This is a genomic window from Nitrincola nitratireducens (genome assembly GCF_000585235.1).
Taxonomy (GTDB): Bacteria; Pseudomonadota; Gammaproteobacteria; order Pseudomonadales; family Balneatricaceae; genus Nitrincola; species Nitrincola alkalisediminis.
In genome coordinates this window covers 51,182-66,260 of the sequence record NZ_AONB01000015.1, presented here as the reverse complement: position 1 = coordinate 66,260, position 15,079 = coordinate 51,182, and the positions used below count along the sequence as shown (strand labels likewise).

Here is a 15,079-nt window from a genome sequence, read left to right as displayed (position 1 = left end):
TGCAGAGAAGAGTATCCACCACCCGCGTCACAATCCTGCTTGCCGTGTTGCTCTTCGTGAGTCTAGCAAGGGCAGCAACGGATCCAATGATCGAGCTTACAGACAGCCTCCGTCCTTGTGGCCTATGGCGAATATCGATCCGGGCGTTGAGGCTGCTGAGCTCGCGCCCTTGCCCAGTCTCGACAGCCTCCCTGAATGGCAGCAACTAACACCCGACAAAGTCGTATTGGGCAAACAGCTGTTTTTTGAACGCCGCCTGTCTGCTTCAGATCAGATCGCCTGCGCATCATGCCATGATCCAGACCTAGGCTGGGCCGATGGGCGTCGAGTTTCCATCGGCCACAACCGACAACAGGGCGATATGAATGCACCCAGTATTATCAACAGCATATTTCTACATGAGGTCTTCTGGGATGGTCGAGCAGCCAACTTAGAGGAGCAAGTCATTGCCAGCTGGAGCAACCCCATCGAGATGGCCGGAGATCTTGAAATCTCAGTCGAAAAACTGTCTAAGATAGACGGCTACTCACCCTTGTTTGAGGCGGCCTTTGGTGACCCCAAAATAACGGTTGATAGAATCGCAACGTCTATCGCCTCATTCATGCGCAGCGTGAATATGACCGATACCCCCTACGACCGCTTTCTTAAGGGTGACTATCAGGCGCTCAGTACTGAACAGATACGCGGCCTGCATCTCTTTCGAACCAAAGCACGTTGCATGAACTGTCACCATGGTAGCCTGCTAAGCGATCAACAATATCATCATTTAGGGACCTCTTTTGAACGCGTCGGCAATTTTCTTGGGCGCTACCGCATCACCGCGAACACTGGAGACATGGGGGCCTTTCGGACACCAGCACTCAGAGGTATCAGCGAAACAGCACCTTACATGCACAATGGTTTTGCTCGCGACCTGGACATGTTACTTTCGCTGTACAATATCGGTTGGTGGCAAAATGCAGCACTGCCTGACAAACACTTAGACCTCCCCTTAGCGCAGCTTTCCTCCCTCATTCAACCGCTTGAATTGAGCAAAGATGAAGTAGCAGACCTCAAAGCATTTTTGCTGTCACTAACAGGCCACCTGCCCTATATGAAACCACCGCAAGAGTTACCCTAACGACCACAAGCGTTGATCGGTATAAAGGTTATTCTTGCACCCTATCAACGACACGGGTCTCTGCTCCAAACTGCAACGCGGCCAGACGTTGATACAGACCGGACTGCTGCAAAAGCTGCTGGTGTGTACCGGATGCCACCAATTTTCCCTGATCCATCACTAAAATTCTATCGGCGGAAATCACCGTAGACAGCCGATGCGCAATCACCAGCGATGTGCGCCCTTGCATGAGCTGATCCAAAGCGGCCTGAACCAGTTGCTCACTCTGAGCATCGAGTGCACTCGTCGCTTCATCTAATAAGAGAACCCGAGGGTCTCGAAGCAACGCACGCGCAATCGCCATGCGTTGACGCTGTCCACCCGACAACTGAATTCCACCGGAACCCAAAGGGGTTTTTAAGCCTAGCGGCAAACGTTGGATAAACTCCCAAGCCTGCGCCTGCATAGCCGCTTCAATTAAGTTCGCTTCTGTTGCGTCGGGACGACCAAACCGTAAATTGTCTTCCACTGTCCCCGTAAACAAGATCGTTTCCTGAGCCACCAGCGCCATACAACTGCGCAATGCTTGAGGATCCAAAGCTTTAATATTAACGCCATCCAAGCGAATTTCACCCTGTACCGGATCATAGAAACGCAGTAACAGTTTCAACAAACTGGATTTACCTGCACCCGAAGGTCCGACTAATGCAATACGCTCACCGGGTTGGATCGTCACAGACACCTCATCGACGACCGACGTTTCTGGGCGTGCGGGATAGACAAAACGGACCCCTTGAAAAACCACTTCACCACGCAAAGGCTGAGGCAAAGGGGTTACCGATAAGGGGGGCAAAATACTAGGCGTCGCATCCAGTAGCTCAAGCAAACGTTCAGCTGCACCCGCCGCCCGTTGCACTTCTCCAGCAACCTCGGCCAGAGTGGCGACAGCGCCTGCTGCGATCATGGCATAAAACACAAAAGCTGTTAGCTCCCCTGGGCTCATTCGGCCCGCCAGCACAGCATGCCCACCCTGCCAGAGAATCAATCCAACAGCCGAGAAAATCACCATCAGCGCAAAGCCTGTTAACAACGCACGCTGAACAATCCGTGCCCGCGCACTCTGAAATGCCTGCTCCACTCGGTGCTTATAATGACGCTGATCTTCAGCCTCGTGCACCGAAGCCTGCACCGTTTCAATCCCTTGAATCACTTCCCCCGCATAACTCCCAAGCTCGGCAACCCGATCCTGACTGGAACGTGACAGACTGCGCACACGTTTCCCAAACCAAACCACCGGTATCACCGTCACTGGAATACCCACCAACACCAACAAGGTCAACTGCGGGCTGGTGATGAACAGAAAAATTAGTGCGCCGATAAACGTCAACAGATTCCGCAAGGCCATGGAGATCGACGAGCCAAATAGGCTTTGCAAAACGGTGGTATCCGCTGTCAGTCGGCTTTGAATCTCACCTGCACCATTGCGAGCAAAAAACTCAGGTTCCATGGTCAGCAAATGCTTGAAGACCTGTTCTCGAAGATCCGCCGCCAAACGCTCACCTATCCAGCTGACATAGTAAAAACGTGCGGCTGACGCAATGGCCATCACCAGAACTACAACCAATGTCACCAGCAAACCAAAATTCAGCCACTGAACGTCATTCGCAGCAAAACCTCTATCGACAACCAACCGCAGCCCCTGCCCCAGCAACAACACGCACCCGGCTGCGACAATTAAGGCAATGGCCGCCACCGTCATCTGTATTTTGTAAGGCAACAAAAAAGCGGACAAGCGCAATAACAATCGAGGGTGTGTTTTTAATTGAGTCATGTGGCTCCTGAGAAGATGGCAGACAAACATTACTGTGAGTGTAGCGTGATCAAGCGTGATTTGATGCCTCTTCCACCTCATGCTGTCGCGCCTCTAGCACCATTTCTGAGGCAAGCTCGCCAACCGTCCGCACTGCGCGTTCTATAGCGGGTGTTAGAGTAAACGCATAATTCAGGCGTAAACATTGACGATACTTGCCAGAGGCTGAAAACAAAGATCCGGGCGCGACATAGATCGCGTGTTTTACCAAGCGTTCGTTAAGGCTCACACAATCCACAGCAGCAGGCAATTCAACCCATAACAGAAAGCTGCCTTGAGGGTAACTAATACCCGAACCTCTAGGAAAGTAGCGTTGCACCCAGCTAATCATGATATCGCGCTGCCGCTGGTATTGACGAATAGCATAACGAAGATGGCGTTCGTAATGCCCTTTAGCCACAAACTCTGCCAACGCCAATTGCGGCAATGTCGCCGAAGCGCCGGTGGAAACATACTTCATATGCAAGGCAAGATCACTGTAGCGACCGGGTGCCAGCCAACCCACCCGCAAGCCAGGGCCTACCGTTTTAGAAAATCCGCTGCAGAGCAAAACGCGCCCATCCTTGTCGAAGGACTTTACAGTGCGGGGTCTAGGGTGTGTAAATGCCAAATCACCGTAAATATCATCTTCGATGATGGCAACATCAAAGCGCTGGGCGAGCTGAAACAAGGCTCGCTTACGCGTCTCAGGCATGGTGTACCCTAGCGGATTATTGTACGTCGGCGTAACTTGTATTGCTCGGATTGGCCACTGCTCTAACGCCAGCTCCAATGCTTCCAAGCTTACGCCAGTTTGTGGATCGGTGGGTATTTCCAACGCTTTTAAGCCATTGGCTTTCAGTATCTGCATAGTGCCGTAAAAACTCGGTGAGTCCACCGCCACGACATCGCCAGGTTGGGTCAACGTCCGCAATGAAATCGCCAACGCCTCTTGGCACCCCGTCGTAATGATAATGTCGTCTGGATGCAACAGACAGCCGGAAGCCGTGGCTAAACGCGCCACCTGCTGACGAAGCTCAGGACTGCCGTTTAGTTTATCGTAATTGAACCCATTCAAGTCATTGCTTCGGTGTAAGCCGGACAGAATTTTCGACAAGGGTTTAAGCGTGTCATATGCCAAATTAGGCACTCCACGTCCCAACAGCAACCGCGTGTCATCACGCTGAGTGGCGGCAACCAGCTCCAATACCTGATCCCATTGCGAAATATCCAATGGACGTCGTGCAGGGCGCGACACTGAGGGTAATATCAAAGGCACTTGGCGCGGCAGTACAAAGTAGCCCGACTTAGGCCGCGACTCAATCAACGCCGCATCCATCAATTGCCGATAGGCCTCTTGAGCCGTTGAGATACTGACGTCTAATTCTTGGCACATTGCGCGGATAGAAGGTAAACGATCCCCCACTCGATAAAGGCCATGCTCAATACGTTCCCGCAATACACCCGCGACTTCTTCATAGCGCGTCATAACAACCACCCAGTTCTAGTTTAACAACAATACAGATGATCTAAAAATTGACCATACAGACGTAAAAATAACCAATCTGTATCTTAAAAATACAAAAACCTATATCTGTATTCAAAGCGTAGCACCGAATATTCTAGTTAGGCAAATTAAGAGGAGATAAATCATGAAATACTTCAGCCTTACACAGCTTTGCCATCAACTACGCAACTATCTCGAATACCGCCGCAGCCACCAGCAATTGCTTAGGCTCGAAGAGCGCTTGCTCAAGGATGTTGGCATTACTCGTTCACAAGCACAGAAAGAAGGACAGAAGCCCTTTAGGAAACACTCGTTATTTAAGAAACACGTGAATAAAGACAGTTGAGTATGGCCTGCTCAACGATATATAGGGTTATTAGCCAGACTGATTCATGTTCGCCCATAGCCGACACTACAGAACTGTTGGCTAAGTTAGGCTTTTTGAACCGAAAACACACCATGCACTTAAGCCACTTCCATCAGGGAAGGACGTTAGCCCTTCCCCTTTTTATCATGAGAACATCATTCATTTCGGTCCCATTAAGTACCAGATAATTAAGCCCAACAAAGGTAACAACAGAATTAACACCACCCACAGTACTTTAGAGCCGTTAGTTGCGTTACTTTGCACAATCCTGATGATGGCATAGACATTCAACGCCAACAACACAAGCCCCAGAAGACCCGAAATTTCAATCGATATCATAAACGTTTCCCTCATTCTTCGAAAAAATAGCTCTACTCAGCCATCCTCAGCACACCTAGTGTTAACATCTATGATAGACTATAGCGTATTCTTGCAACCGGTGATCAGAGAGCACAGCATCCGATGAGCAATGGTAAAACCCGCGTCCCGAGTGGACAAAAATTTCGTACAGAACAAGGCATTGCCGCCATCAAAGATGGTATCAAGCAATCTCACAACTCATCTTCAGAAACCTTTTCTCCGAAGCCATCGTGGCTGCGCGCAAAGATGCCCGGCGGCGCTCGCTTTGAAGCCGTTCGTCACAATGTAAAAGAACATCGATTGAGCACCGTATGCCAAGAGTCCCACTGCCCGAATATCGGTGAATGCTGGAGCAACGGCACGGCTACAATCATGCTGATGGGCTCTGTTTGCACACGCGCCTGCCGCTTTTGTGCTGTGGACACTGGCAATCCCAAAGGTTGGTTAGATGTTGATGAACCGGAAAACACGGCTAAGTCCGTCGAATTGATGGGTTTACGCTATATCGTGCTGACCTCTGTCGATCGTGATGATCTTGCCGATAGTGGTGCTGCTCACTATGCCGCTTGCGTGTCCGCAATCAAAGCACGCACTCCGCAAGTGATCGTCGAAGCCTTAACACCCGACTTTGACGGTGTAGAAGAACACATTGAGCTTGTCGTTGATTCTGGGTTACAGGTTTTTGCACAGAACATTGAAACCGTTCGCCGCCTTACCCACCCCGTCCGCGATAAGCGCGCAGGCTATGAAAAAACCTTGCGAGTCTTGCTCACGCCAAACAGTACCGTCCTGACATCATCACCAAAACCAGTATTATGGTGGGCTTAGGCGAGACCGACGAAGAGATTTTTGAAACCTTTGATGACTTACGTGCTGCAGGCGTCGACATTGTCACACTGGGTCAATATCTGCGCCCCACCAAAAATCATCTGCCCGTTGAGCGTTATGTGACACCAGAGCAGTTCAACCACTATCGTGAAGTGGGATTGGCGAAAGGCTTTATGGAGGTTCCCTCTGGTCCCATGGTTCGCTCAAGCTACCGTGCTGATCGCGTGTTCGAAAAGAATAATCTTGGCTTGGCCGCGCCAGCAACGGTTCCGGTCAGCAATGCAATTAACCAAATTCCGTTGAAACAAATCAACTGATATCGTATCTAGGCAGAGCGCTTAAGGGCTCTGCCTAAATCTCGCAATGGTGATCGTTACTTTCTGTCAATCACCAACACAGGTTAATTTATCCACCATCGCAACAATGCAAAACTGACCATTCCAACAACAATTGTCGTCAATAGGTCTTTGCGGACCCAAGCAACGATAGCGGCGATCCCTCCAGCTATCAACCATGGGTTTCGCCAATCCAACCATAAACTGCCCTGTGGCATTGCAATCGCCGGCATGACGATTGCGATGAGTACAGCAGGTGGAACAAAGCCCAGCGCTTTGATGACGCCCTCCGAAAACGTGACTTTCCCTGCGATTGCGAAAAGTACGTATCGAACACTGAACGTGGCTAAAAACATACCTAGAATTAATACAACTTCATTCATGGCTCGCACCTCTTTGCGCATACTGCCGACGTTGTTCTAACCAAAGCAGCGACACTCCAACAGCAATGCCGCAAGAGGCCGACAGTATTAATCCTAATTTATGAGGCATTGAATAGGTCGTTAAGGCTAAGGCTCCCGACACAATTACCGCCGCCCACATCGGACGGGATGTTAGATACGGAATAATCATACCAATGAAGGTCACCGACATAGCAAAATCTAACCCCCAGTTGCCGATATTTGGAAAGACACCACCTAACGTAATGCCAATCAACGTACAAAGCGACCAATTTAGGTACATAGGAATAAACGAGCCCAAGTAAAACCAGTGAGCTAAACGCTTATCCTTCTGCACCAAAAAACGGTTACTGACGGCGGCATAGGTCTCATCCGTAAGGCCAAATGCCATTAATACACGCCAAGGATGAGACAAGTGCCCCACGTGGGGCACGAGGCTTGCGGAATACAGCATATGACGTAAATTGACGATAAGTGTTGTTAAAACAATGATCGGGATACCCGCCCCTGCCGCCAACAACCCCAAGGCAATGAATTGACTGGAGCCCGCAAAGACGAATAGCGACATTGCAATGGCGCCGAAGGCTGATAAACCACTCGTCTGTGCAAGCGTACCAAATATAATTCCAAAGGGTATCGCACCTACAATCAGTGGCAAAGTGGCTTGAGCGCCCGCTAGAAATTCGTGCCGAGGTGAAGAGCTCATATCAACCTTATTAAAGAGACGCTAAAAATGGGGAATCGCATGTTATTCACTTTCAAGACAGATGTTTACAACCTGCGCCAACAATACGGCTTCGTCCACCCGTCTGGGGAATAACATTTATTTGGGTGCTGATCCTCTCTTTCAAGGCCGCCACATGCGAAATAATCCCAATCATTTTTCCATCCTGATGCAAACTCGACAAGGTTTCCAGCGCTGTCTCCAATGCCTCTTCATCCAAAGTGCCAAACCCTTCATCCAGAAATAATGAATCAACACGAACATTTTTACTCGCCATCTGCGAAAGCCCTAATGCAAGCGACAAACTCACAATAAAACTCTCACCGCCCGATAGATTTTTGGTCGAGCGGATTTCGCCAGCCTGATAGTTATCCAACACATTTAACTCAAGGGGCTGCATTGCATCCCTAACCAATAGGTAGCGGTCTGTCATTTTTTGTAGCTGACGATTGGCATAAACAATCATCATTTCGAAGGTCAACCCTTGTGCAAAGTTGCGATACTTTTTGCCATCAGACGAGCCTATCAACTGATGCAGGTTACCCCAACGCCTACACTCAACTTGCTGTGCTTCAATCGCTTGTTGCTTATCCTGGATACGCAGTTTAGCAGCAGCATTCTCCCTTAAGCGATGCCGACTGGTTACCAGTCGTTCACTAAGAACGTGGAGTGCTTTAGTTTGCTCATCAAGTTGTGCTTGCAGCACTTCAATAGGCTGATCCGTCAGTTGCTTGGCCTTCTCTTCCGCCAAACGCTGACGACAGTCCTCCTTGCGCGTTTGAATTTGGGTGTTCTGAGCATCAAGGGCTTGAGCTTTTTCGGACCAGGCATTGCGCTCCGAGATAGACAACCTGGCATTAAGATAAGCTGTCTCGTCCGCAAAATTCTGTGACTGCAATGCATGAGTGAACTCGACATCTAACACCGCAAGCTCTTTTTCGCGCTGCTCAGTATCCTTTTGCAAGGTTTCAATTTGTGCCTGCAGGCGCCCGAAGCGATCAGCGGTTTCTGCATACTTATCCCTCGCCGCTTTTTCCGCTGACTCTGCGAAGCGGACAGTATCCTGCAAACGCTGCTCTTCGATATCTGGAACCCGATCTCCATACCGCTCAGAACGCTCAGATAACAACTCATCTCGTGTGATGTTGATACGCTCACGTGCTTGCTGTTTCTCCAATAATACAGTCTGCTGAGTTTCGATAATGGCTTTCTGACTCTGGATTTTACTCTGCAGATCGTAGATTTCTTTCTCTAGCTTAGACTGAAGCACATCCTGTTGCTGCCATTGATCAAGTCGAGTCTTCAATACGTTGAGTTGTTGCCGTATTTCAACTTGATCTATTGATGAAATACCCAGCGGCTTCAGTTGGGCTAACACTTTGGTTTGTTGTTCTAAAAGCTGTTCTCGATTGACGGCCAGCGCTTCGCTCAATTCAACGCAGGCTTTTTCGGCTGAGCGTTTGTCGACCTCTGCCAATTGCAATTGGTGCTGAGACTCCATTAATGTGGCTCGCGCTTGCGTCTCTTCATGTTCGCGCGCCTTGATCTCGGCTTCTTTATTCTCTGCCGACGTAATCAACGGCTCTAAAAACTGAATCCGTTCCTCTACAGCATCCACAGCCGGTACATTGCCCTCTGCAAACGGATGCTCCTTTGCGCCACAGAGTGGGCAAGGCTGACCCTCTTCTAGCTTGGCCCGATGCTCTTCAAGCGCCGCAATTTTTTTCAGAAAGGCCATTTCACGAAACAGTGTTTCTTTTTCTTGGCGGTATTCACGCAACAGCTTACCGTCCAACAATGTGGCTAAATCAGAACGCGCCTGCTGCAGCTGCTTGTTCACATGATCCAGTGAAGCGTGTCTTAGCTCGACGTTTTTCAGACATTGCTGATACACCTTTTCAGCATCCCCAGCAAAGCGTTGTGCCGCTGAGTGAGCCATGACCTGTTCAGCCATTCCTTCATGCTGAGCCAACAGCCCATTGAGTTGCTGCTCTATTCCGGTCAAACCTGACACCAGCCACTCATCGGCGGCATGCTTCTCACGATATTGATGAACAGCCTCTAGCTGATGCTTAGCCGTATCCAGTAACGTCTGCTGTTGTTTTGATGCCTGCTGCCCCTCATCCACTTTACTTAGCACGCTCTTATACTGAAGATCCAGCTCCTGAATCTGCTGATTGCTCGCATTGATCTGCTGATCGATCTGGCGGATACGTTGTATCAACGGCCACTCTTCATTCAGCGTCGTTTTATGCCTGACCAGCTTTTGCTCTGTCTCATGGTGCGCATTTTTATGTGAATTCAAGGCATCATTTAAACTGGGCAGTGCTTCCTGATACTCGGCCAGCATTTTCTGGTCTTTACACTGTTCATCACGTACGCCCTGCAAGGTTGCATACTGACCCTCTAAGCTCGCGGCCGCCTGCGCTTTGACGAGTTTCACACGATCCGGCTCAAACTGATCAAATGCCAACTGCCACTGAACCTCTTGTTCAGCTATCGTCTTCAAGCGTTCGTTTAGGCTTTGGATTCTATTGAGCCAGTCAACGGCTTGAACGACCTCAACGACGCCTTCTCGCAATCGTTTTTCATCCTGCTCTAGTGAACTCACCTGCAGCTCGAGGGTGTTTTCTTCTTCCAATGAAAGCAGTTGAATACCTGCTGTTTCCGCCTGCAGCACTTTAAGTTTCTCTTGCTCGACTCGTTGCAACTCATGAACACGAACCGAAATCTGACTGTAAATTTCGGTTCCAGTGATCTGTTCTAAAATCGGCGCACGCTCATCCGCAGCCGCCTGCAAAAAAGCAGCAAAGCCGCCCTGAGCCAGAAGCATAGAGCGAGTGAATCGATCAAAATCCATGCCTGTGGCGGCTTCAATTTGATCCGCTACACCTCGTAACTTGGATTCAAAAATTTCGCCCGTGAGTGCATTGGCAATTTCATGCTTCGGGGCTTGCAACTCGCCATCTGATTTTCGTCGAGAACGATGTTGGCTCCAGTGGCAACGAAATGTACCCGCCTGTGTTTCAAAGGTGACCTCGGCAAAACACTCACCTGTTTGCCGTGACATAATCTCGTTAGCCCCTTTGCTCACACGATTTAATCTTGGTGTGCGCCCGTATAGTCCTAGGCAGATGGCATCTAGAAGGCTGGTTTTCCCCGCCCCTGTCGGACCCGTTATGGCAAAAATCCCATCGGAAATAAACGCGGGGTGGGTGAAGTCAATTAACCACTCACCCGCCAATGAATTAAGATTCTTAAAGCGAACCTGGAGAATACGCATGCTGACGTCCTTATATCGCTCTTAGATCTTCATCTTGAATGGATTGTAACGTTTCCTGATACGCTCTCAGCAAGTCAGGCCGCTGGTCATCTGGAACATCATGCAGATCCAAACAACGTATAAAAACATCCTGCACATCCAAATCATCCAAGGTTTCGTCTATCCGCTCCTGCCCCATCACGCGCTCAATTACACGGGTGTTTTTTATACGAAGTATGTCAAGTTCAGTACCCAATGTCGCTTCGTCTAATCGCTCTCTGAGGTCCCCGATCACCTCTTGCCCTGTAAAAATGATTTCCAACCAAATAGATGCGCGTTGACTGGCTAACATTGCAATCCGGCTCGAAAGCTGGCCCCAATCACCACTGATGCGTTCCAAGCGCTGAAACACAGGAATATACAAGAGGGTTAAACTGGGAATCCGGTTGTTAAAATCAACCAAGCAAAGCCCCTTGCGTTGTGTTGCCTCACCAAATCCCATTGGCAAAGGCGATCCACTGTAGCGGATAAACTCGTTGCCACCTACCGCTTGTGGCACATGAAGATGACCCAGTGCAACATAGTCAAAACACTCAGGGAAAATGGCTGCACTGATATGGGCTAACGAGCCAACATAGAGTTCTCTTACACCATCACCCTCCAGAGTTTTCCCACCTGCCGCAAACAAATGCCCCATGCCAACAATCGGCACTTCAACACCTAAACTCTGGCGCGTTTGCTCTGCTAACGCACCAACACTGGCATAATGCTGACGTATTCCATCAAGCAGTTTACGTTCTTTATCCTCTAGGGTTTCTCCGGCTTCAGCGGTACGAATATCACGGTCACGTAAATAAGGGACAGCGCAGACAATCAGTTCGGGCTCTCCCTGCGAGTCTCGAAGCGTAAGCACTTCATCGTCCAGTCGATCGGAGGCACTCCCCACCACATGGACATCCAAAGCCTTTAACAACTCTTTAGGTGCGTTAAGGAACGTGGGGGAGTCGTGATTCCCAGCAATCACAACAACATGACGGCAAGCTGACGCCGCAATACGACATAAGAATCGGTAATATAACGTTTGCGCACGGTTGCTGGGGGTACTGGTGTCGAAGATATCGCCAGCCACCAGAAGCGCGTCTATTTGTTGCGTTTCAATCGTGTCAGCCAGCCAATTCAAAAAGCCTTCAAACTCTTCGTAGCGCTTTCTGCCATAAAGCGTTCGACCAATATGCCAATCTGAAGTGTGGAGGATTTTCAACGTTAGATGTCCTGTTGGTGAAGATTGTCTTTTATATGATATACACATGTACGGTTTTTACCGTCTCTTTTGGCTTGGTATAAGGCTTCATCTGCACAATGTATCAATTGATCGATACTGCTTTCCAAACCGACATGCAACCCAATACTCATGGTGACCCGAGGAGAAACTGACGAAACAACATGCACAATATCACGCTGGCGAATGACCTGATGGATCTGTTCAGCAATGTGCACAGCACCCTCACGATCAGTAGCGGATAAAATTATTGCAAACTCTTCGCCACCATAACGAGCCACTAGGTCGCTGGGGCGTTTGACCACTGAATTGAAACACTCTGCCACTGCAATCAAACATTCGTCTCCAGCCTGATGCCCATAATGATCATTGTAGGCTTTGAACTCATCCAAATCGCAAATCAGTAACGAAAAAGGCAATTCATGTCGCTTGCAGTATAGGTATTGCTGCGTCAAAAACTGGTTAAAATGTCGACGATTGCTGAGTCCAGTCAACCCATCCGTCGTCGCTAGAATTTGCAATTGTTGATTGGCATCCTGCAACTTTTTCTCTGCCAACTTACGTTCATCATTTTCCTCCGTTAACCGCTGATTCAAATGACGAATGGTATCGTACTGGTTTTGTAGCTCCTCCTTCTGCCGCTCGATATCCTGAGTGCGCTCTCCCACCCTTTGCTCCAGCTTTTGATACACCAATGCATTTTCAATCGAAATGGCAATCTGCCCTCCCAGATAATGCAATAAGGCAAAACGGTCTTGCGTAAACACCCCTGCGGCCGTGTCGTTCTCCAGATAGACAATTCCTTTTACCTGTCCATGAATCATCAGAGGTACACAAAGGACTGACAACACCTGATAGCGAGCAAAGTAAGGATCATTGGCAAAGACATCGTAGTGGCGAGCATCATCTATCAAAATCGGCTCATGCGATGCCATTACATAGTTAATGACCCGACGCGGCAGATTATCTGTCTGATCATAGGGTTGACTCTGCATGACCTGAGTCTCAACCCCTTCAACCGAGGACTCAGCCTGAATCAGAAACTGTTGATCCTCTTGCAGCATGAGCACACAACGCCGCGCCAGAGTATTTTCCTGCAGAATAGACATTAGGGTTTCGAGTAATCGAGGCAATCGACGCTCTTGGCTAATCACTTCGACAGCTTTGGCAAGGCTATCTAAATCAAACTGGTCTGTTCGCCGTACACGACTAGAACCTTGAGCTTGAGCATTTTGACGACTCACCCCCCATTTTTCAGCCAACTGCCTTTTTTCCAGTTGATGGCACTGCGCCGCTAAAAGCTGACCTTGACTGGCATACAACTGTTCTGTCAATTGATGGCCAAGTACCTGAAGATTGAGATGACCATAAAACTCGGCTGTTTTACAGGCTTCTTGGTAATGTTCAAGTGCCTTACCATAACGTCCGGCAATTCGATACAACTCCCCTCGCAACAATTGCGCTCTATCCAGAAAGTTGTCAGGACAGGATTTGGCCCAGCACTTAAATTTCCGTGCATAGCGTTTAATACGGACGTGAATCCAATGCCTTTTTAAGCCATCAAAGGATCGAAGCGTTTGGGCCAAAATCAGCGCGTGTACAAAGCAATGCTCAGTCGCATGCAACATGCCCTGACTGTCTTTCATATACCCCTGACTGGTCAGCGCAACCTCTGCTGCTGCCTTATAATGACCTTGAAAATACAGCACCCACATTTTATTAATGAAATACATATGGGCAAAATGGCGAGAGCCATACTGGCTTAATTTATTCAGATAAGCACGTTCGTCAAAGCCATCATGGCTAAAGGTGGGTAAAGAAGGTGAAGGATGACATAAATTCAACAACGCTTGACGAATACCGACCAGCACTTGGTCATGCTCAAATGCGCCTATGCGCTGCAAAGTGGCTTGGTAATAGTTACATTGTTGCAGCACTTGCTCAAGAGGCTGTCCACGCATCAGTTGGCTTTGCACAATTCCGGTGGCTGCACAGCCTGCATGAAACCAATCGCCAACCTTAAGCCCCTGCTCAAATGCACGCAGCCAGTAGCGCTCGGTATCACTGGCCGGATGCAACCAAGAGTGCGCAAAGTAACCATACACAAACGGGACTTCCGCACTCTGCATCTGATTGTTGTAACGTTCTAGCATTGCGAGAGACAAACGACCGTATTCACACCCTGCTTCAGCGTGGCCTCGGACACCACCCAAAAAAATCACGCCGAACACCATATAACCGACCACAGCCTCTCGGGTATTTCCATAACGTAAACACAAACGCACCTGTTTAGCGGCAAGTGCGACACAAAGTTCTGGACGTATCTGGTAGGCCACTTTCTGCATGGCAGACAACAATAGAATTTGATCCCGAATACACGCCTCACTGACCTCGGGCAAAGCCAGTAACGTCTCCGTGGTAGCTCCGCGTAATTTGTATTTAAGGTGGAGATAATCTGCTAGGAAGTTAACAGGGTTGAAACCCGCAGGCACCCGAAAGCCAAGATAGGAAAGAGCGGTTCTACCCGTTTCAAACGCGATCTGGAAGTCACCGTAATCGGTATGAAACTTAATCAACAACTCATAGATTTTTGTACGCTGTCGTGCATCCGAACAGACAAGCAGTGCCTGATGATAATAGTTTAATGCCATTGACTGTTGACCACACAAATGCTCGCATTCTGCACGCTCTTTTAGAATTTCGGCGCGAAGGTGTGCATCCGTAATCTGCGGCAATAGGAGCTTCATCGCTTGAATGATATACACCAGCGCCAAATGAAAATCGCCATTAGCCTTGGCAACCTCTGTGGCCCTTAGATTCAACTGACCCACCTGAATCAATTGTTGCGGATCGGAGATCCGATCTAAAGCTGCCGTATAGTGATAGACACAATCCAGCAGGTGACTTTCCATTTCAGCTTGAGTCTCAAGATACTGCGCGATGGACAAGTGCACTTTTTGAAGCGTCAGTGTATCCATAAGCCCAAAGGCTGCCTGCTGAATGCGATCATGGGGAAAGGCATACTCCCCAGCCATCGCATGACCAACCAACCACCCGCTTTGGCATTT

The 15,079-nt window shown here is 49.1% G+C and carries 10 protein-coding genes and 1 pseudogene; 3 read left to right on the top strand and 8 right to left on the bottom strand.

What is annotated here, in order from left to right; translation table 11 throughout:
• Positions 1-124 precede the first annotated feature (124 nt).
• Positions 125-1,120, top strand: coding sequence for a cytochrome-c peroxidase (locus tag D791_RS12850; RefSeq protein WP_051514505.1), 996 nt, complete (start codon positions 125-127; stop codon positions 1,118-1,120).
• A gap of 28 nt (positions 1,121-1,148) precedes the next feature.
• Here D791_RS12850 and D791_RS12845 read toward each other — a convergent pair whose 3' ends face one another.
• Positions 1,149-2,930 carry an ABC transporter transmembrane domain-containing protein gene (locus tag D791_RS12845; RefSeq protein ID WP_036512314.1) on the bottom strand — a complete coding sequence of 594 codons (1,782 nt, stop codon included), beginning with the start codon at positions 2,928-2,930 and terminating at the stop codon, positions 1,149-1,151.
• Positions 2,931-2,979: 49 nt separating this feature from the next.
• Positions 2,980-4,437: an aminotransferase-like domain-containing protein gene (locus D791_RS12840; protein WP_036512311.1), complete on the bottom strand. Its 1,458-nt coding sequence runs from the start codon at positions 4,435-4,437 to the stop codon at positions 2,980-2,982.
• Between the two features lie 163 nt (positions 4,438-4,600).
• Here D791_RS12840 and D791_RS12835 point away from each other — a divergent pair, with 163 nt between their 5' ends.
• Positions 4,601-4,801, top strand: coding sequence for a DUF1127 domain-containing protein (locus tag D791_RS12835; RefSeq protein ID WP_036512308.1), 201 nt, complete (start codon positions 4,601-4,603; stop codon positions 4,799-4,801).
• Positions 4,802-4,981: 180 nt separating this feature from the next.
• Here D791_RS12835 and D791_RS12830 read toward each other — a convergent pair whose 3' ends face one another.
• Complete coding sequence (locus D791_RS12830; RefSeq protein WP_036512305.1) at positions 4,982-5,161, bottom strand: PLDc N-terminal domain-containing protein; 180 nt, start codon at positions 5,159-5,161, stop codon at positions 4,982-4,984.
• A gap of 123 nt (positions 5,162-5,284) precedes the next feature.
• Between D791_RS12830 and lipA the strand changes: the two are divergent.
• Positions 5,285-6,327, top strand: a pseudogene (gene lipA / locus D791_RS12825) (lipoyl synthase).
• Between the two features lie 83 nt (positions 6,328-6,410).
• Here lipA and D791_RS12820 read toward each other — a convergent pair.
• From D791_RS12820 to D791_RS12800, 5 genes are read right to left on the bottom strand one after another with little or no spacing between them, the layout of a single operon-like run.
• The gene (locus D791_RS12820; RefSeq protein ID WP_036512303.1) at positions 6,411-6,728 is read right to left on the bottom strand and encodes an AzlD domain-containing protein; all 318 of its coding nucleotides are present in this window, start codon (positions 6,726-6,728) and stop codon (positions 6,411-6,413) included.
• Complete coding sequence (locus D791_RS12815; RefSeq protein ID WP_036512300.1) at positions 6,721-7,452, bottom strand: AzlC family ABC transporter permease; 732 nt, start codon at positions 7,450-7,452, stop codon at positions 6,721-6,723. The genes D791_RS12820 and D791_RS12815 overlap by 8 nt, the downstream gene beginning before the upstream one ends.
• A gap of 52 nt (positions 7,453-7,504) precedes the next feature.
• Positions 7,505-10,753, bottom strand: coding sequence for an SbcC/MukB-like Walker B domain-containing protein (locus D791_RS12810; protein ID WP_036512298.1), 3,249 nt, complete (start codon positions 10,751-10,753; stop codon positions 7,505-7,507).
• 10 nt (positions 10,754-10,763) lie between these two features.
• On the bottom strand, positions 10,764-11,993 hold the full coding sequence (locus D791_RS12805; protein ID WP_036512296.1) for an exonuclease SbcCD subunit D C-terminal domain-containing protein: 1,230 nt from the start codon (positions 11,991-11,993) through the stop codon (positions 10,764-10,766).
• A gap of 2 nt (positions 11,994-11,995) precedes the next feature.
• Positions 11,996-15,046: a diguanylate cyclase gene (locus D791_RS12800; protein WP_036512294.1), complete on the bottom strand. Its 3,051-nt coding sequence runs from the start codon at positions 15,044-15,046 to the stop codon at positions 11,996-11,998.
• Between the last annotated feature and the right edge of the window lie 33 nt (positions 15,047-15,079).

What these genes read in the sequence shown, in the direction of transcription:
- D791_RS12850 (WP_051514505.1), top strand. Translation starts at nt 125, where the DNA reads ATGGCGAATATCGATCCGGGCGTTGAGGCTGCTGAGCTCGCGCCCTTG.
- D791_RS12845 (WP_036512314.1), bottom strand. Translation starts at nt 2,930, where the DNA reads ATGACTCAATTAAAAACACACCCTCGATTGTTATTGCGCTTGTCCGCT.
- D791_RS12840 (WP_036512311.1), bottom strand. Translation starts at nt 4,437, where the DNA reads ATGACGCGCTATGAAGAAGTCGCGGGTGTATTGCGGGAACGTATTGAG.
- D791_RS12835 (WP_036512308.1), top strand. Translation starts at nt 4,601, where the DNA reads ATGAAATACTTCAGCCTTACACAGCTTTGCCATCAACTACGCAACTAT.
- D791_RS12830 (WP_036512305.1), bottom strand. Translation starts at nt 5,161, where the DNA reads ATGATATCGATTGAAATTTCGGGTCTTCTGGGGCTTGTGTTGTTGGCG.
- D791_RS12820 (WP_036512303.1), bottom strand. Translation starts at nt 6,728, where the DNA reads ATGAATGAAGTTGTATTAATTCTAGGTATGTTTTTAGCCACGTTCAGT.
- D791_RS12815 (WP_036512300.1), bottom strand. Translation starts at nt 7,452, where the DNA reads ATGAGCTCTTCACCTCGGCACGAATTTCTAGCGGGCGCTCAAGCCACT.
- D791_RS12810 (WP_036512298.1), bottom strand. Translation starts at nt 10,753, where the DNA reads ATGCGTATTCTCCAGGTTCGCTTTAAGAATCTTAATTCATTGGCGGGT.
- D791_RS12800 (WP_036512294.1), bottom strand. Translation starts at nt 15,046, where the DNA reads ATGGCTGGGGAGTATGCCTTTCCCCATGATCGCATTCAGCAGGCAGCC.